The sequence below is a fragment of the Gordonia pseudamarae genome (genome assembly GCF_025273675.1).
GTDB classification, from domain to species: domain Bacteria; phylum Actinomycetota; class Actinomycetes; order Mycobacteriales; family Mycobacteriaceae; genus Gordonia; species Gordonia pseudamarae.
This window is the reverse complement of record NZ_CP045809.1, coordinates 1544551-1561772: the sequence shown is the minus strand read 5'-3', so window position 1 is coordinate 1561772 and position 17222 is coordinate 1544551. Positions and strand designations below refer to the sequence as shown.

The following is a 17222-nucleotide window of genomic DNA, read 5'->3' as shown; positions in this document are numbered from 1 at the left end:
TGAATCACCGGGGACAGAACTAGCCGTCGCGCCTCAGCCCGCAGGACGGTCCGTGATCGCACTCAGCGCGACGTCGGCCAGGAACTGTGACCCGGCACCGATGATGTCGTCGTTGAACTCGTAGGCGGCATTGTGCACCGGCCCCCGGTCATCGGTGATCGGCCCGTTTCCGATGAAGGTGTATGCACCCGGAATCCGTTCCAAGAAGAAGGAGAAGTCCTCTGCGGCAAGGATTCCCGTGGTGTTGGGATCCACCTTTTCCGGTCCGGCCACGGCCGATGCCACCGCGGCCGCCCGCGCCGCGCACCCGGGGTCGTTGACTGTGCACGGATACCGGCGCTCGTAGGTCAGGTCGATGCTCACCCCGTGGGCCGTGGCCACCGCCGCGCACATCTGCCCGACGATACCCTCGATCTCGTCGCGCGCGTCGGCGCTCAGACAGCGGGCCGTACCGCGCAGGACCGCCTGTGGCGGCAGTACGTTGTTGGTCTCCCCGGCGAGGAACTGTGTGATCGAAACAACTGCCGGCACAAAGGGATCAAGCCTCCTGGAGACGATGGTCTGCAACTGGCCGACCAGCGCGGAGCCGGCCACGATCACGTCTCCGGTGTGGTGCGGCGCCATCGCGTGTGCCCCCTGCGCACCGATCGTGATCTCCAGGTGATCGAACGAGGCCAGTTGCGTCCCGGGCCGTACCGCGAAGTGCCCTGCGGGAATACCGGGGATGTTGTGCACCCCGTAGATCTCCTCGATCCCGAACCGCTCTATCACCCCGTCGTCGAGCATCGCGACCGCCCCGGCCGCACCCTCTTCCGCGGGCTGGAACACCAGCGCGACAGATCCCGTCAGATTAATTGTCTTACTGAGTATTTCGGCAGCACCGAGAAGCATCGCAACGTGTCCGTCGTGGCCACACGCGTGCATGACGCCGGGTTCGACGGAGGCGTGCGCACGACCGGACGTCTCCTGGATGGGCAGGGCGTCCATGTCGGCCCGCAGACCGATCACCGGCCCACGCGTCCTGTCGCCGATCACGCCCACCACACCGGTGCCGCCGATGCCGGTATGCACCTCGACGTCGATGTCGCGGAGATAGTCCGCAATCAGATCGGCCGTCCGGATCTCTTGAAAGGCGAGTTCGGGGTGGGCATGGATATCGCGGCGAACGGCGGTCAGACGCTGCAATGTGTGAGAATTCAACGAAGACATACCAAACAGTCTCACAAATCTCCGATTATGTGGAGTTCAGGGCTTAGGTAACACTAATTCCCGGTGTACGATGTGGGCCATGAGTCTTCGCCGTAACCGGATCACCGCATTCACGGTCGCGCTGCTCTGCGCGGCGGCACCCGCCATTGTCGGGTCCCCCGTCGTCACGGCCGCTCCCGCATCGACGTCGGCGGCCGGCTGGACCTTCCGGGTCTCGTCCACACCCGCCGGCGTGAACAGCGGCGGCGAACTCGCCCTCGATCCGGTGCGCCACTCCCTGTTCATCACCGACAACGACTTCGTGATGAGCACCAAGGGCGGCACCGACGTGTCCTTCGACCCGCACGTGGTCACCCCCAAGGTCACCGTGCTGCGCACCACCACCCAGCGGCCGGTCCGCTCCATCGACTTCAGCCCACAGCCGTGGGGCATGATGCCGATCGGCAACGCTCCGATCATTCCCACCCCGCAGGTGCCCGACGGCATCTCCCTCGACATCCGGCGCGGCCGGATCGTCGTCAGCAACTCGCACGCCAACGGAATCACCGTGGCCGACATGTCGGCCACCACCACCAGCGCCAAGAACCTCATCTCGGTACCCAACACCCACCCGATGGGCAGCGTGGTCGACACCGCCGCGGGCAAGGCGTACGTGGCCCTCAACAACGCGGGCCGGGTGGCCGTGATCAGCACCGTCACCGGACGGAAGATCTCCGAGATCGGTGGCATCGCCTGGCCCTCGTTCGTCGACATCGACGCCGGGCGGCACCGTCTGTACGTGGGCAACGCCGACTATCTCAGCAAGAAGACCAACTACGTCGCCGTGGTCGACACCCGCACCAACACGGTGATCAAGCGCATCACGACACCGTCCAACACCCGCCCCAAGGTCGACCCGGTCACCGGCCGCGTCTTCGCGGCGAGCTTCGACACCGGCAAGATCATGGTGATCGACCCGCGGTCGCTGACCATCACCAAGACCGTCAACACCCGCACCTCGCCCAGCAAACTGGCGATCGACGCCACACGCAGGCTCGTGTACACCGCCAACCTGCAAAAGCGCACCATCACCGTGCTCGATGCCGACACCGCCCGGATCATCGCCACCGTGCCGACCAACGCACCCGTGCACACGATCGTCGTCGATCCGGACACCGGAAAGGTGTACGGCACACAGCATCAGTCGGGGCGGCTGACCATCGTGTCCGTCGCCAGGAGCTGACCGGCACCCCTCTTCCGCAGACCCGCCCACCGCGCCGTTCACCCGGTGACAACGAAAGCCACTGAAACCCGATGAGCACTCTCCCCGCCGACAACGCGGCGTCCGCCCCTCCCCCGGTCAGCCCTGCCCCGGTCAATCCGGACCAGGTCGGCCCGGATCAGGCGAACGGAACCCGGCTGACCGCCGCCCAGACCGCCCTGTGGTTCGGCCAGCAACAGGTTCCGGGTTCGGAGGTCTATCAGTGCGCCGAACGAGTCGACATCCGGGGCGAGATCGACACCGAGGTGTTCGGTGACGTGCTGGCCCGGTGCCTGCGTGAGGTACCGGCGCTCAACGCCGTCTACGGTGCGGGCGCCGACGGCCCGGTCCGGTGGCCCCTCGCCCGGGATCACGCGGTACGTCTCATCGACGTGAGCGGCACACCCGATCCGGACAAGCAGTGCGATCACGAGATCACCGAGTTCATGTCGGGTGCCCGTCCGGAGCGCGCAGAGATCTCCGGCGAGTGGCTCAGCACCCAGATCCTCGTCCGATTGTCGGCCGCACATCACGTCTGGGTCCAGCGAATCCATCACATATGTGTCGACGGATACTCGTTCGCCGCGTTGCTGCGCTGGGTGTCGGCGTCGTACACCGCGGCCGTCGGCGGACAGCCGTCCCCGGCGGTTCCGTTCGCCGCCGCCGGGGCCGATGCGGCGGCCGATCCCGCCGCCGGCTCTGACCCGGCCGAGTTCTGGCGAGATTACTGCGCAGGTGATTCGCGGCCGCAGAGCCTCGTCGACCTGCCACCGACGGTGGCGGTCAATCACGCCCGGCGCGTCAACCGGCACCTGCCGGCCCGCACCCGGCCGGGGACGCACGGCTGGGCCGAGGCCGTGATCGGCGCGGTCGCCGTGTACACCGCATCGCTGTCGGCCGAGACCGAGGCCGTGATCGGTATGCCGTGGGCCAACCGGCGTCTGGGTGCACCGCCCACGGTCGAACCGGCCGTCAACATCCTGCCGCTGCGCATCACCACCCGGCCCACCACGACGGTGGGCGAGCTACTCGACGCGGTCAGTGCCGAGGTCCGCACGACCAGGCCGTATTCGGGGTACCGGGCCGAGCGGTTGCGGCGCGATCTCGACGCGGTGGGTACCGACGCGGTGATCTTCGGTCCGGTCGTGAACATCAAGTTCTTCACCCCGGTGCTCACCTTCGGCGAGGCGACCGGGACGATCACCAACATCGCCATGGGGCCCGTCGACGACATCACGTTCACCGCCTCACCGCAGCAGGACGGCGGACTGGTCCTCGAGGTGGAGACCAACCCGCGCCGCTACAGCCATGCCGACACCGAGCGGCACGCCGACCGGGTGCTCGCGGTGGTCGGCGAACTTGTCGGCGCCGATCCGGACACCCCGGTCGGTGCCGTCACGATCGCCGCACCCTCCGATGTCGACACCCAGATCAACCGTTTCAACGACACCGCGGTCGCCTACGACGACGCCACCCTCACCGAACTCCTCGACGCCGCCGCCGTCACCCACAGCGGGCGGCCGGCACTCGAGTGGGGTTCGCGCACGCTGACCTACGGCGAGTTCCACACCGCGGTCACCGATCTGGCCGAGCGACTGGCCGGGTACGGCGCGGGACCGAACACGGTGGTGGCGTTGCGGATGCCGCGCGCGGCGGAGATGGTGGTGGCCATCCACGCGACCATCAAGGCCGGCGCCACGTACCTGCCCATCGACCCCGAACTCCCCGATGAGCGCATCGCCTCGATCCGCGGCGACGCACAGCCTGTGGCCGAGCTGACCCTGCCCGATCCGGCGGTCGACGCACTCGGCGCCCCCCGCTGGGAGTGGAACGATCTCGCGCTGACGGTGACCTCCTACGGCCATTCCGGCAGCGGACCGCTGCGGGCCCCCGCGCCCGCCGATTCGGCGTACATGATCTTCACGTCCGGGTCCACCGGCCTGCCCAAGGGCACCATCATCGAACACCGCAGCATCGTGAACCGGCTACGCTGGATGGACGCGGTCTTCCACCTCACCCCGGACGACAGGGTGCTCCAGAAGACGCCGTACTCGTTCGACGTGTCGGTGTGGGAGTTCTTCTGGCCGTTGCTCACCGGCGCACGTCTCGTGGTGGCACCGGCCGGCGCCGAACGCGACAGCGCCCACATCGCGCGCGAGATCATCGACCACGGTGTGACGGTGTGCCATTTCGTGCCGTCGGCACTGGCCGCGTTCGTCACCGAGGCCACCGCGCGCGAGACCACGTCGCTGCGGCTGGTGGTGTGTTCGGGCGAGGCGCTGGCCGCCGAAACCGTGGTGCAGGCGGGCCGGGTGTTTCCGCGCAGTGTGGGAACGGCGGACAGGCCCGGCGAGAACATCGTCTACAACCTGTACGGGCCGACCGAGGCCGCTGTCGACATCACCTGGTGGTATCCGGGTGCGGATTGGGACCGGGCGTCGGTGCCGATCGGTCTTCCGGTACACAACAGCGCCGTGTACGTGCTCGACGACGCGCTGCGCCCGCTGCCGGTCGGACACGTCGGCGAGCTGTACCTGGCAGGTGTCCAGCTCGCCCGCGGATACCTGTGCCGCGGTCCGCTCACCGCCACGAGGTTCGTGGCCAATCCGTTCAGTGCCGGCCGACGCATGTATGCCACCGGCGACCTGGCCCGGCGCCGGCCGGACGGGGTGATCGAGTACATCGGGCGCGTCGACGATCAGGTCAAGGTCCGGGGCCGGCGCATCGAGCTCGGCGAGGTGGCCACCGCGCTCTCGGACGTGCCCGGCGTGGCGCATGCGGTGGTGATCGTGCGCGGGCGCGGACCGTCGGCGCTCCTGCTGGGCTACATCGTCGCCGATCCAGGGCAGGCCGTCGACACCTTCGAGGTGCGTACTCGGCTCGCGCACCGGCTGCCGTCGTACATGCTGCCCGACGCGATCGAGGTGATCGACGCGATCCCGATGACCCGAAACGGCAAACTCGACCGCAAGAAGCTACCCGAACCCACCTTCGGTGCGGGTGAGATCACCAGTCCGGCCAACCCTGTGGAGATGGCACTGGCCGGCGTCTTCGCCTCGGTGCTGCAGCGACGCCAGGTGTCGACGACCGATAGCTTCTTCGATCTCGGCGGCAACTCGCTCTCGGCCACCCGACTGGCCACCCGGGTGAGCGCGGCACTGAACCAGGACGTGTCGGTGTCGGACGTGTTCGCGGCGCCGTCGGTGGCCCTGCTCGCCCGCCGGGTCAGCGGCGAGTCCACGGTCGATCCGTTCGGGCGGCTGTTGACGCTGCGGCCGGACGACGGCGGCGGCGAACCGGTGTTCTGTATACATCCCGCCGGCGGTCTCGGCTGGTGTTATTCGGGCCTTCTCGGGGTGCTGGACCGGGCCGGCGGGGTGTACGCCCTGCAGGCCGACGGGCTGGACGGCGGCCCGCTGCCGGAGAGCCTGCGACAGGTGGCCGAGAGCTACCTCGACACGGTGCAGGAGGTGGCCCCTGCCGGGCCGATCCGGCTGCTCGGCTGGTCGGTCGGCGGGGTGATCGCCCACGAGATGGCGGCGCTGGCCGCCGACCGGGGGCTTCAGGTCGGTGTGCTGGGCCTGATGGACGCCTATCCGAGCGAGCTGTGGGCCGCGCAACCGCCACCGTCGGACGAGGAGGTGCGCCGCGCATTCCTGATCATGGCGGGTATCGAACAGGGCGAGCGCAGCGACGGGGAAACTCAGGGCGAGCGCAGCGACGGGGAAACTCAGGGCGAGCGCAGCGACGGGGAAACTCAGGGCGAGCGCAGCGACGGGGAAAGTCAGGGCGAGCGCAGCGACGGGGGATGTGAGGTCGACCTCGATTCCGACGACGCGCTGCTGCGGGCGCTGCGCGGGGCCAACACGGCTTTCGGCGGCCTGTCCGCCGAACGGGTCAGGACGATCGGCCGGATCGTCGCCCACTTCGCCGAACTGATGCGCACACACACCACCTCCACATTCGACGGCGACGCCATCCTGTTCCGGGCGCTCGAAGGCGGCGAGGATTTCCTGGACCCGGAGGCCTGGCGTCCGCACGTCGGGGGCCGATTCACTCAGCTCGACTTCCACACCTCGCATCCGGGCATGATCCGGCAACGGTCGCTGATGAAGATCGCCGACACGCTCAACTCCGTCGGGGCTGCCGGAGACGCCCGTGCCTGACCCCACGGCCACCCCGGAACGGATCCGTGAGCTGATCGTCGGCGATGCGCAGGTCGACACCGGGGCGCTCACCACCGCGCTCACCCGGCATGGTACCCCGCTGATCACCGACGACCCCGACAACCCCGACCGGCAGCGGATGCTGTTCACCTGGTGGCCGAGCCGCGACCCGGTACTGCCCGACGGCAAGGAACTCGCCGGGGTCTATGTGTGGGTCAACCGGCTCACCGACAAGGAACACGCCGATGCGGGGCTGATGCGTCGCGTTCCCGGAACCGATGTGTGGTTCACCGAGATCTCGGTCCCCCGTGACACCATGGCCGGGTACCGCATCTACCCGTTCGCGGCGGACGGCCCGGGCGTCACCGACGGGCGGGTCGAGTACTCGCGGGCCGTGGTCGCCCATGCCCTCATCGATTCCCGGAACAACCTGGTGCGCAGCAGATCACCATTCGGTTCGGTGGCCCGCTGCGTGTCCGCGCCCGGCCTCGACGCCTGGACCGGCCCGCACAGCGCGACGATCACCGAGACCACCGGCGAGGTGTCCGTGGCCGGCGAGTCCGGTATCCGGTACCGGCTGGGCGTCCCCGACACCGCGGACCCCGCGCCGATCAACCTGCTCATCACCTTTGACGCCGAAAAGTGGTGTGACCGATACCAACTGGCACAGGTTCTGGACCACCTGTATCGACGGGGAAGACTCGGCGAGCGGTTCGCGGTCCTCGGTCTCCACTCGCCACCGGGCAGCGGTGACCGGCTGCGGTTCCTCGGTGGCAATCACGGGGTGCTCGACGCCCTGGTGGGCAGCGTCCTGCCGCAGGCGCACCGGCACCTGCCCGCACCGCCGCCGAGCACGGTCGTCGCCGGCCAGAGCCTCGGCGGGCTGGCCGCCCTCTCGTTCGGCTCGTGGTACCCCGAGTCGGTGGACCGGGTTCTCGCGTACTCGCCGTCGGTGTGGTTCCGCCCCGGCCTGCACGCCCGGCCCGCCGATGTCAGCGGCCGCCAGGAGTGGATTCATCACCAGCTCCGCGATGCCGGACGGGCTTCGGCCTCGCTGCCCCGGCTGTACCTGGCGGTGGGCGACTTCGAGGGACAACTCGCGCCGAACGTGACCGAGGCCGCCGAGACCGCGGACGCCGCCGGTTTCCCGCTCACCTTCCGCACCTACTCGGGCGGCCACGACGACAGCTGGTGGGCGTCGATGCTGCTCGAGGACCTCGCCGACCGGCGCGGCGGGCCGGCACTGCCCGGTCCCGCCACCCATTTCCCCGCCACCGACACAGAATGCTAGCGGATGCATAACCGACTCCTCCGATTCCTCGCCCTCCTCGGCGCCGCCCTGCTCACCCTGTTCGCGGTCGCCGCCTGCGGCGGTGACGATTCGGGTGCGGGCGCGTCGGGTCCGTCACGGCAGTACACCGATGCCCACGGCCGCACCGTCGACATCCCCGAGCACCCCGGCAAGGTCGTGACCCTGGCTGAGGGGGCGCTCGACGCGGCGCTGGCACTCGGGGTGATCCCCGTCGGCACGACCAGTGCACGGGGACAGACAATGGCCCCGGCATACCTCGGCGCCGAGGCCGCCGACATCCCGATCGTGGCCACACCGCGCGGCCCGAACCTGCAGCAGATCCTCAAGGTCCGGCCCGACCTCATCCTGGTCGATGACACCACGGCCGCCCGCAACTCGCTCGACGAGCTGAGCAAGATCGCGCCCACCCTGTTGATCGCCAAGTACGCCGACGGTTGGGAGACGTACTTCAAGGCCGTCGCCGACGTCCTGGACAGGCACGAGCAGTACACGACGGTGAGCACCGAGATCGCCACCGAAATCGGCCAGGTGAAGCAACGGGTCACCGCCCAACAGGTCGACGGCCGCGCTGCGACCGCCGGTATCGTCCGGTGGGCGGCCGACGGGCCGACCATCGTCGGCGGCAATTCGATGCCGAGCTGGGTGCTCAAGCAGGTGGGTTTCACCCGTCCGGCGGCGCAGGAGAAGATCAACTCCCAGGGCCGTTCCGGCGACAAGGTCAGCCTCGAATACCTCGATCTGATCGACGCCGACTACCTGTTCTTCGGTGTACTGGCCGGCAAGGACAAGGCGGCCGAGGAGTTGTCGGCCGCACGCAAGCTTCCCGGGTTCGCCACGCTGGGCGCCAACCGGTCGGGCAAGGTCTTTCCCGTCGACGGCGTGCCGTGGACCAGTGGTTCCGGCCCGCTCGGTGTCCGGGCGGTGCTCTCCGACATCGCCGCCGCCGTCGGCTGACGACCGGCCGGGCTTCATTTCCCACTCTGCGACATAGCTTTTCGAATCAGGATCGGACCCATGTCTCTGCCGCGCATCCCACCCTACGATCTGCCCGCACCCGATACCTGGCCCGGGGCCCGTGCGGGATGGCGAGCCGATCCCCGGCGTGCCGTCCTGCTCATCCACGACATGCAGAAGTACTTCGTCGACGCCTTCACCGACGGACACCCCCTGCTGGCGGGGGTGATCGGCAACATCCTCGCCATCCGTGAAGCCTGCGACGAACTCGGCATTCCCACCGTGCTGTCGGCGCAGCCACCGCGCCAGCATCCGGCACGGCGCGGACTGCTCACCGACGTGTGGGGTCCGGGCCTGTCGACCGACGCCGATGCCCGGATCATCGCCCCGCTTTCGCCGCGGCCCGGCGACATCGAGCTGGTGAAGTGGCGCTATTCGGCGTTCGCGCGGACCGATCTGCTGGAGTTGATGCGCCGGTCGGGTCGGGACCAGTTGCTCATCACCGGCGTGTACGCGCATATCGGCTGCCAGCAGACCGCGGCCGATGCGTTCATGAACGACATCGAGCCCTACCTGATCGCCGACGCCGTCGCGGACTTCTCCCTCGCCGACCATCTGCGGTGCGTCGACTACGTGAGCCGGGTGTGCGGCTCGGCGGTGACGACCGCCGAAGTCGTCGGCAACCTCGTGGCGGCACCGGCGATCCCGGCCTCACCTCGACCTGCCTGCGTGTAGCCCGTTCGGTGACAATCGCCGCGACGATTCACCGATGACGCGACGGCGATCCCGGCGCGGTCGATCTCCCCCTTGGGTATGCGGGTCCGGGTGTAGTTCCCCGGCGCTTCGGAGAGCCTCCGGAACCGGCGCCCGCTCAGAGCTCACCCGTTGCTGAGCATCACTGCGGCCGATTCCACGCAGGACCACCTCGGGTACCAGCGGATATGCTCTTCGAGGCGTCGCGAGGTCACTGTCGCTTCCCCTATCGTGACCCACTCCGATGAATAGCGTGAGAGCTTGAGTCGGTACAGGAATTCGGCAAGTCGTTCCGCAGCCCGTAGCGGAATGGATATGCATTTGTTTCCGCCGAGTTCGGCGATCTGCCGCACAGTCAAGTATCCCTTGGGGCCGATATTGAAGACGCCTGAGCACCTGTGCTCGATGATTCCGAGCATCGCGGAGGCGAAATCGTCCTGGTGAAGAAATTGGTAGGCTGCCGAGCCCGCACGTGGATATACGATCACCCGCTGTCGGAACATCCGTATGCCGGAGTTCTCTATGTCTGGGCCGACTACATAGGTCGGCCTGAGTATGCAGAGGCGTTGCCGTATATTCGGGTCTCGCTGTGACCTTTCCGCCAGCCGGATTTCCATCTCGGCCTTGTGGTCGAAATAGAACTTACCCGGCGTGCGCTGGATGGCAACCGATTCGTCCAGACACTGTCCCGCGCGGTAAGCATCGCCGTAGGCGTTGATACTCGACAGTACTACTATGTGTCCGACCCCCGCCTCAACCGCGAGTTCGACGACGGATTCGACCGCTTCGACGTTCACCTTCCATGCTTGCTGTTTGTCTCGCGGCTCTTCGACGACATAGGCCCCATGGATGAGACAGTCGATACCGTTAAGATGATCGGCGGTCAATTCCGATATCGAGCTGTAGAGCACAGACTCCACACGATCGTGACATACTCGAAGGGGGCGTCGTGAGAACGCCCGCACCGAATCGACTGCGGCGGATCCGGCGAGCGCTCGGACTAGGACAGTGCCGAGGTTCCCGGCGGCTCCGGTCACGGCGACATTGGTCATAATGCAGGCACTCCCACCACCGCGGTCCCGATGACATCGGCTACATGCCGAAGGTCATCTGGACGGTGGTCGGCGGTGACGCATATCCGGAGAATAGAGCGTCCCCTCGGTACTGCAGGATGCAAGGCCACACCGACATAGACTCCGCTGTTAAGAATTTCGTTCCAGACTTCGACGGCTTCTTCGTCGGAACCGATCTTCACTGAAAGGATGGGCGACCACCCCGCGCGGGGGAGATCGAGCGCTACTCCTTGTTCGTGGAGTAGGTGTGCTAGATGGGCCGATGAGGTTCGTACCTGGTGGGCGATGTCGCGGCCTTCGGGGCTCATGACGATCCGGAGCGACTCGAGCGCGGCCCCCAAGCTCGCCGGCGTCGCTGATGTCGTGAACAGATGACTTCGGGCGGTGCCTTTCAACCCAGCAATCAACTCGGCCGATCCTGCGATGAATCCTCCGGTGCTGCCGAGCCCTTTGGACAGCGAGCCCATCAAGATATCCACTTCGCCGAGTACACCGCACTCTTCAGCCCAGCCGCACAGTGACTCGCCGTATAGCCCGAGTGAGTGGGCTTCATCGACCATGATTGCGGCACCCCGGTCCTGGCATATCGCAACGATCTCGGGGAGCGGCGCCAGGCTCCCCTCCATCGAATAGAGACCGTCGACGACGACGAGGGCCTCACCGGCCGCCGTCTCTGCTGCAGTGAGTACATTCCGCAGACTCTCCACGTTGTTATGCTCGAAGCGCAGTATCTGGGCTCCGGACAGCCGGGCTCCGTCGATAATGGAGGCATGCGCGTACTCGTCGACGACGATGATGTCGCCGCTGCCCATGAGCGCGGAGAGCACACCGACGTTGGCCGTATAGCCTGATGTGAAGACGAGTGCGTCGACTGCCCGATACCACCCAGCGATGAGCTCTTCGATCTCGACGTGCAGCTTGTTCGATCCGTTAAGCAGTCGGCTGCCTGTGGTGGCACTTCCGTAGCGGTGTATCTGCTCGACTGCGGCGCTCCGAACTCGTATGTCGCCCGCGAGCCCCAGATAATTGTTCGATCCGAACATCAGCACATCGCGGCCTTCGAGACGTACGGAGGAACCGATCATCGACTCCGCGGTGCGATAGAACGGGGAAATCCCCCGGCTTCGAAGCTCTGCGACCAGCCTGGGCCGATCCGTTTCGGCAAGCCGTTCAATCAAGGTATGGACCATATCCGCCTGTCACTTTCTCAGAGATGTCGATCGTCACGGCCGTCTCGGTGTCAGCTGGACCCGGAACTTCCCCGGCGAAACCGTTACATTTCGGCGCGAATACCGAATCGAGGTGTCGGCGATCGACGCCGGCCTCACCTCGTATCGCCCGACGATTGTGCCGAGCACAGTTTTCATCTCGGCGATCGCCAGCGCAGCCCCGATACACCGTCTGCTGCCACCACCGAATGGGAAATACTCGGAGGGCCTGAACTTTCCTTCCAGGAAACGTTCCGGTCGGAAGACATCCGGGGTGTCGTACACCTGCGGCCGTCGGTGCACCAGGTATATCGCCGGTGACAACAGTGATCCGACTGGAATGTCGAAGCCTTGGATCGTTACCGGGACGGTGGTCTTGCGGGACACGATGTCCACCACCGGCGTGATGCGGAGTGCCTCCGCACAAACTGCTTCCAGGTATCCGGACCCGGCCATGTGCTCGGGTGTCGCTCCCCGATCGACACCATCGTCGCCGTTGATGATCCGCTCCGCGACACGAGGAGTCCGCGCCACCCAGAACAATGCCCAGGACAGAGCGCTGGCCACGGTGTCATCGCCAGCGGCGATGAGAGTGATCAGGTCGTCCCGGAACCCGTCAGCCCCGCGCACATCGGACCATGCCTCGCCACGGGCCGCAGCCATTCGCGCTCCGACACAAGAGGTTCGAGGTTCCTGCGCCGCCTTCACGACCGTCTCGGACAACACCGAATCCAGTGCTGCGATTCGGCGCTGGAACCAGTACCCGGGTGAGGCGACGCCGCGTTCTCGTTGTAGTACTGGGAAAAACGCTGCCAGCGAACTCAGCGATCCAGTGACCCCATGAAGCCGCGCGAAGAAGACGCGCAGCAGATCGGGGTCGTCGGTTCCGAGTACGCGGTATCCGATGAGCCGCATCGCCAGCCATCGAAAGAGCTCGGTTACTTCGACCACACCACCGTCCTCGGGCAGTTCCTCACGGGTTAGCCGTGCGACTGCCTGTGGGTCGATGCGCGGGCGGGTAGTGAGCGAGGAGCGCATCTCCGCACGACGACGCCGATGTTGTTCGCCGTCGAGAACGAAGAGCGAGTCGGCCCCGACAATTGGGGTCATGAGCGCATTCGCTTCGCCGGTCCGGCCATGATCGGGATCCATCCGGAAAACCGACTCCACGTCGCGGGGGTCGGCGAGCATGACCACATCACCGAGAGCGTGTAGGCGTAGGGTGAACGCGTCGCCGTAGCGCCGCTGGCACTCGTACAGATAGGGGTAGGGACGAAGAGTCCAGTTCATCGTTTGCCGGGTGCGGGAATATCCTGGTCCTGGGGGAATGTTCTGGTACACGGTTAGTCGGCCGCCGGGCGCTCCGAACAGGTGAACATCATTTCCTCGTGGGTGATCCCGTTGATGAATTGGGTCGACACGATCGCACGAATCACCTTGCCTGGATGGGATTTGAACCGTTCCAGGGGGAAGCTTCGCCAGTGCCTGCGGATGGTGCCGCGGACGTCAGCAGCGGACATGACGGAGACCTGTTCGAGTTCGTGTAGCACGTCGAAGCCACCGGCTTCGAGTTCAGCGCGGAAGCTCGCCTTGGAGTAGTCCCGCACGTGAAACCGATAGAAGTCTTGGGTAGGGTATACGCAGCCGGAAATCAATAGTCGCCCGGTCGGTTTCAACGCCGATCGGATCACCTCGAGCAGCGCTTGAGGCTGGTCGACGTGCTCGAGGACCTCGAAACAGGTGACCAGGTCGTAGGCGCCGGGATCGGGTGTGAATGTGGTCGCGTCGTGCTGGATATACTCGATCGCGGGATGCGAGTAGTTGTCGAATGCGTAGGCGAGCGCGGCGGAGTCGACGTCAACAGCAGTTACCCGCTCGGCGCCTGAATCGGCCATCGAGTGGGCGCCGTAGCCAGCGCCACACCCGAGGTCGAGCACTCTCTTACCTCGGATGTCGGAGGATGCGATCTCGTACCGCTGCCGATGCTGTTCCAGCAGCATGAATCCCATCCGATCGGCTGGACCGATCCATTCCGGAACGACACGTTCACCGCTGTCGCGCAGCACCATCACACTTCTCCCTCGTTCGAATTCGGGCGACGCCCCGGTGTTCCATTCGTTCACGACACTGACGACGCCCGCTGGCCCAGCGCCCGGAGCATGCCGGTTGAGTTCGTCCTGATCGCTTCCACGACGAGGGGTTCCAGCATCGGGCGCAACTCCGGCAGCCCAATATCGAACTCCACCTCGAGTGTGGCCTCGGCGGAGCCATCGTCGAGAGCTCGCACCTCCCAATAGCCTTGGTATACTTCCAGATCGCCGGATAGTTGCTGAAAGGTCAGGCGATAGTCAGCGTCGTAGCGCAGTTCTCGTTCTGTCCATCTCAGGACCGAACCCTTGACCGTCGCCTGCCAGGACACCACGGTATCCACCAAGCCGTCCGGACGAGTGGTGCGCGAGTCAACCCGGATATCGGCGATAGATTCCATGTATTCCGGATACGATTCGACATCACACAATTGCTTCCAGACTGCAGCGCGGGAGGCGTCAAGTCGTTCTTGGACAGTGACCACTGGCATGAGTATTTACCTTTCGGGGTCGGACGGATTCGGGGACAAGACTGCGGTTTTCTCGTGCGTATCGAGCTCGATTGCGCTCTGCAGAAGTTCTTGTGCGCGCAACACCGCATCGCGGAAATCGGAGGCGCCGAGGCGCCGACCGACCGCAGGTACAGCCCCCCGTGAAACAGCGAGCTGCACCGCGTCTGCGGATTGCTCAACCGAGTGGATGGTGCCCGGATGGCTGGCATAGATCCGACCGGCCTCGAACTGCCGCACATACCAGGGAGTATCCGTGGACACATCGTCTTCGTGACGGAATGCCTCGAGCTCCATGACGCCAGCCAGGGTGAGAATGACGGCCTTCTCTTCGGGGCTTCGTGGGACCACCAATCCCTCGCCGGCGAGCCTTAGGTGTACGGAGTAGTCTCGTTCGGCATCCGAGCCCACCGAGAGGTATGTCAGGCCGGCACCGGTCACCGAATCCCCTGCATGTGCATCAGCGCTCACGTTTGTGAGCAGGGCGAGGACCAGCGAGCGCGTCGGTGCCAGCCACTCGGCATCGAAGATCGTGGGGTCGGCGGGGACGTCGTAGGGCGATTGGGACTGGGCCAGCAGCTCGACCACCGGCTCGATGAAAAATTCAGGCAATGGCATGGGATGCCTTCCGGTCGATAATGATTCCGCGGCGTGCCAAATCGTGTCGGATCTCGTGGAGGGCGTCCTTCGATATCGGACGTGCTCCCTTGTGGTGGGCCTTGCCCGAACTCGGCGCTTCGTAGCCGTTGAGTAGATGCAACATATCGCCCGCTGCATGCCATCGGGCCTGTCGCTTCGGGCCGCGAAGGAAGAGAGAGACTGTTCCGGGTAGCACTATCGTCTGGTGTACCAAGGAGTTCTGAAACGAGTAGCACGAGCCCGGTCGCTCGACCGAGACGATGCCGGGCGCGATATCCGCCGACGTGAACTCACCCGCCTGAGCGGAGCCAGTTCTCCTGTTCCACACGTGCAGATAACCACCCGCCAGCACGAATACGCTGAAAGGATACTTGTGGTCGTGCGGAACCAGGTCCCTGTCCCTGCCCGAGAAAATGTGCAAGCGCAGCTGGCAACGCCGTTCCGGATCTTCGTAGAGTGACAACCGGTGTAGGAGCGGATGGGTTTCTGACCGGGCCAGACGAACCGGATTCGACTCAATTTTGATTACTTTGTCCGACAACAACTCTCGGTTTAAAGCCAGCCGCGCAAGGATCGTGCGGGCCTGCCGATTCGCTCGACGAGGGTTCTCCCACTCGATCGCTGAGCAGACAGCACCCAGATCGAACGCGACGTCATCGGGCTTTGTCGATTCGATATGTTTCATCGACCGAACCTCCGTTTCCTGTGCGAGTAGTCGTCGAAAGCCGTACGGAAATCGGCGTATGAGAGCTCGGGTGCCGGAACGCTTGTCAGATAGAATTCTGCGTAGACTGATTTCCACGGCAAAAATTCTGGGACGAACGCCACAGCCGACGCCCTGATCACGAAGTCGATGGGCGCCAGGCTCCCCGTGTCAAGGAATTTCTCAAGGTTCGCACTATCGAGATCTGCGACTACCTCGGCCAGGCTAGTGCCTGCGGCCCGGGCAGTAGCGAGCATGCGACGTACTCCGTTGACGATTTCCTGGCGCCCCTCGTATTCAAGGATCAGGTTCACAATAAGTCCCGGCCCGTCTCGGAGGTCGTCCGCGCGTCGCCCAGAGTTCGTTGCAGAGTAGCCCAGCGCCTCGTTGCCACCGATGAGGTTGAAAGACGCCACCGGAACGGTCGGCCAGCCGAGCCTGAAGTGATCGAGCACCTGTTCCCATGCCACTACAGCTTGCTTCTCGGCGAGCGAGACCTCAGGTGCCAGGATCTGGAGCGTGAGCTCGGTGACACCGGCCGCCCAGCACCATTCGACTATTTCGATTTGCTTGGCGCAGACCCGACTGTAGGCCTCGAGCGTAAGTGTCCCGTTCGACTGGGCCCACAGCGCAGTGCCTCCGAGGATGACTCCTACATGCGCGGGCGTCATGGTGTGCCTCCTGGCGCGCCAGAGTTTTCTTCGATCAGACCGTCCGTGCAGAGTTGGGCCACCATCGCGCGGTACTCCGCGATGGTTACAGGCCGTTGTCCGTTGGCATGCTTGGGCTTTCCGGCCTCAGAGGGTGGTGGCCAACGCTCTGCCTGTGGGAGCATGTCCAGCGCCGCGTGTGATCGGCCCTTGACCCGAGGGCCCCGCATGAACAATGTGACTGTTCCCGGCAACATGATCGTCTGATGGACCAACGGGTGGCCGAACGTGTAGCAGGCGCCTGGGCGCTCAATGGTTACGATCCCCGGTAGCACGTCGGAACCGGTGAACTCGCGCTCACCTCGATCGGCTCGCCGCCGCCACACGTGCACGTAGGCGCCGCGCAGGACAAATGCGGTGAACGAGTACTTGTGGTCGTGCGGCACCAACTCGCGGGAACCGGGTGACATGTGCAACCGAACCTGAAATCCGCGCGAATCGTCCTGATAGAGGACTAGCCGGTTAATCAGCGGGTGCACTTCGCTCTGCGCGAGCCGACTAGGGTCGAACTCAATCTCGTGGACGAGGCGACTGAGGAGACTGCGATCATCAGCTAAGCGCGACAGCACGTTTCGCGCCTGACGATGCCCTGATCGCAGATTCGACCAGTCCAGCGGGGGCAGATGGTCGATCCAGTGCCTGCTGATATCCATCGATAG

The 17222-nt window shown here is 65.4% G+C and carries 15 protein-coding genes; 5 read left to right on the top strand and 10 right to left on the bottom strand.

The window, feature by feature from the left end:
• Positions 1-33 precede the first annotated feature (33 nt).
• On the bottom strand, positions 34-1209 hold the full coding sequence (locus GII31_RS06965) for an amidohydrolase (protein WP_213248028.1): 1176 nt from the start codon (positions 1207-1209) through the stop codon (positions 34-36).
• A gap of 79 nt (positions 1210-1288) precedes the next feature.
• Here GII31_RS06965 and GII31_RS06960 point away from each other — a divergent pair, with 79 nt between their 5' ends.
• The 5 genes from GII31_RS06960 to GII31_RS06940 all read left to right on the top strand — a co-directional run bounded on the left by GII31_RS06960 (position 1289) and on the right by GII31_RS06940 (position 9616).
• Complete coding sequence (locus GII31_RS06960; RefSeq protein ID WP_246222141.1) at positions 1289-2431, top strand: YncE family protein; 1143 nt, start codon at positions 1289-1291, stop codon at positions 2429-2431.
• 71 nt (positions 2432-2502) lie between these two features.
• Positions 2503-6615, top strand: a complete 4113-nt coding sequence (locus GII31_RS06955) for an amino acid adenylation domain-containing protein (protein ID WP_260840357.1) — start codon at positions 2503-2505, stop codon at positions 6613-6615.
• Positions 6608-7906, top strand: coding sequence for an enterochelin esterase domain-containing protein (locus GII31_RS06950; RefSeq protein ID WP_213248025.1), 1299 nt, complete (start codon positions 6608-6610; stop codon positions 7904-7906). Before GII31_RS06955 ends, GII31_RS06950 begins: the two co-directional genes overlap by 8 nt.
• Before the next feature lie 3 nt (positions 7907-7909).
• Positions 7910-8881: an ABC transporter substrate-binding protein gene (locus GII31_RS06945; protein WP_213248023.1), complete on the top strand. Its 972-nt coding sequence runs from the start codon at positions 7910-7912 to the stop codon at positions 8879-8881.
• A 60-nt stretch (positions 8882-8941) separates the two neighbouring features.
• On the top strand, positions 8942-9616 hold the full coding sequence (locus GII31_RS06940; protein WP_213248021.1) for an isochorismatase family protein: 675 nt from the start codon (positions 8942-8944) through the stop codon (positions 9614-9616).
• A 143-nt stretch (positions 9617-9759) separates the two neighbouring features.
• Here the strand turns inward: GII31_RS06940 and GII31_RS06935 are convergent, their stop codons facing one another.
• Genes GII31_RS06935 through GII31_RS06895 form a run of 9 tightly spaced genes read right to left on the bottom strand, consistent with a single transcriptional unit; the run spans position 9760 to position 17216 of the window.
• A complete protein-coding gene (locus tag GII31_RS06935) occupies positions 9760-10686 on the bottom strand; it encodes an NAD-dependent epimerase/dehydratase family protein (protein WP_213248019.1) in 927 nt (308 codons plus the stop codon).
• Complete coding sequence (locus GII31_RS06930) at positions 10683-11885, bottom strand: aminotransferase class I/II-fold pyridoxal phosphate-dependent enzyme (protein ID WP_213248017.1); 1203 nt, start codon at positions 11883-11885, stop codon at positions 10683-10685. The genes GII31_RS06935 and GII31_RS06930 overlap by 4 nt, the downstream gene beginning before the upstream one ends.
• A gap of 45 nt (positions 11886-11930) precedes the next feature.
• Entirely contained in the window at positions 11931-13205 is a 1275-nt protein-coding gene (locus GII31_RS06925) for a cytochrome P450 (RefSeq protein WP_213248015.1), read from the bottom strand.
• A gap of 53 nt (positions 13206-13258) precedes the next feature.
• The gene (locus GII31_RS06920) at positions 13259-13984 is read right to left on the bottom strand and encodes a class I SAM-dependent methyltransferase (RefSeq protein WP_213248013.1); all 726 of its coding nucleotides are present in this window, start codon (positions 13982-13984) and stop codon (positions 13259-13261) included.
• A gap of 50 nt (positions 13985-14034) precedes the next feature.
• Entirely contained in the window at positions 14035-14493 is a 459-nt protein-coding gene (locus tag GII31_RS06915) for a type II toxin-antitoxin system RatA family toxin (protein WP_213248011.1), read from the bottom strand.
• A gap of 6 nt (positions 14494-14499) precedes the next feature.
• On the bottom strand, positions 14500-15129 hold the full coding sequence (locus GII31_RS06910) for a hypothetical protein (protein ID WP_213248009.1): 630 nt from the start codon (positions 15127-15129) through the stop codon (positions 14500-14502).
• Positions 15116-15835 (bottom strand): hypothetical protein, encoded by a 720-nt coding sequence (locus tag GII31_RS06905; protein ID WP_213248007.1) that lies wholly within the window; start codon positions 15833-15835, stop codon positions 15116-15118. The genes GII31_RS06910 and GII31_RS06905 overlap by 14 nt, the downstream gene beginning before the upstream one ends.
• Complete coding sequence (locus GII31_RS06900; protein ID WP_213248005.1) at positions 15832-16524, bottom strand: undecaprenyl diphosphate synthase family protein; 693 nt, start codon at positions 16522-16524, stop codon at positions 15832-15834. Before GII31_RS06900 ends, GII31_RS06905 begins: the two co-directional genes overlap by 4 nt.
• Positions 16521-17216 carry a hypothetical protein gene (locus tag GII31_RS06895; protein ID WP_213248003.1) on the bottom strand — a complete coding sequence of 232 codons (696 nt, stop codon included), beginning with the start codon at positions 17214-17216 and terminating at the stop codon, positions 16521-16523. Before GII31_RS06895 ends, GII31_RS06900 begins: the two co-directional genes overlap by 4 nt.
• Between the last annotated feature and the right edge of the window lie 6 nt (positions 17217-17222).

Bases quoted from the DNA above. Each gene is read 5' to 3' on its own strand.
- GII31_RS06895 (WP_213248003.1), bottom strand. From the start codon at position 17,216: ATGGATATCAGCAGGCACTGGATCGACCATCTGCCCCCGCTGGACTGG.
- GII31_RS06945 (WP_213248023.1), top strand. From the start codon at position 7,910: ATGCATAACCGACTCCTCCGATTCCTCGCCCTCCTCGGCGCCGCCCTG.
- GII31_RS06960 (WP_246222141.1), top strand. From the start codon at position 1,289: ATGAGTCTTCGCCGTAACCGGATCACCGCATTCACGGTCGCGCTGCTC.
- GII31_RS06940 (WP_213248021.1), top strand. From the start codon at position 8,942: ATGTCTCTGCCGCGCATCCCACCCTACGATCTGCCCGCACCCGATACC.
- GII31_RS06925 (WP_213248015.1), bottom strand. From the start codon at position 13,205: ATGAACTGGACTCTTCGTCCCTACCCCTATCTGTACGAGTGCCAGCGG.
- GII31_RS06955 (WP_260840357.1), top strand. From the start codon at position 2,503: ATGAGCACTCTCCCCGCCGACAACGCGGCGTCCGCCCCTCCCCCGGTC.
- GII31_RS06900 (WP_213248005.1), bottom strand. From the start codon at position 16,524: ATGACGCCCGCGCATGTAGGAGTCATCCTCGGAGGCACTGCGCTGTGG.
- GII31_RS06915 (WP_213248011.1), bottom strand. From the start codon at position 14,493: ATGCCAGTGGTCACTGTCCAAGAACGACTTGACGCCTCCCGCGCTGCA.
- GII31_RS06920 (WP_213248013.1), bottom strand. From the start codon at position 13,984: ATGGTGCTGCGCGACAGCGGTGAACGTGTCGTTCCGGAATGGATCGGT.
- GII31_RS06910 (WP_213248009.1), bottom strand. From the start codon at position 15,129: ATGCCATTGCCTGAATTTTTCATCGAGCCGGTGGTCGAGCTGCTGGCC.
- GII31_RS06965 (WP_213248028.1), bottom strand. From the start codon at position 1,209: ATGTCTTCGTTGAATTCTCACACATTGCAGCGTCTGACCGCCGTTCGC.
- GII31_RS06905 (WP_213248007.1), bottom strand. From the start codon at position 15,835: ATGAAACATATCGAATCGACAAAGCCCGATGACGTCGCGTTCGATCTG.
- GII31_RS06935 (WP_213248019.1), bottom strand. From the start codon at position 10,686: ATGACCAATGTCGCCGTGACCGGAGCCGCCGGGAACCTCGGCACTGTC.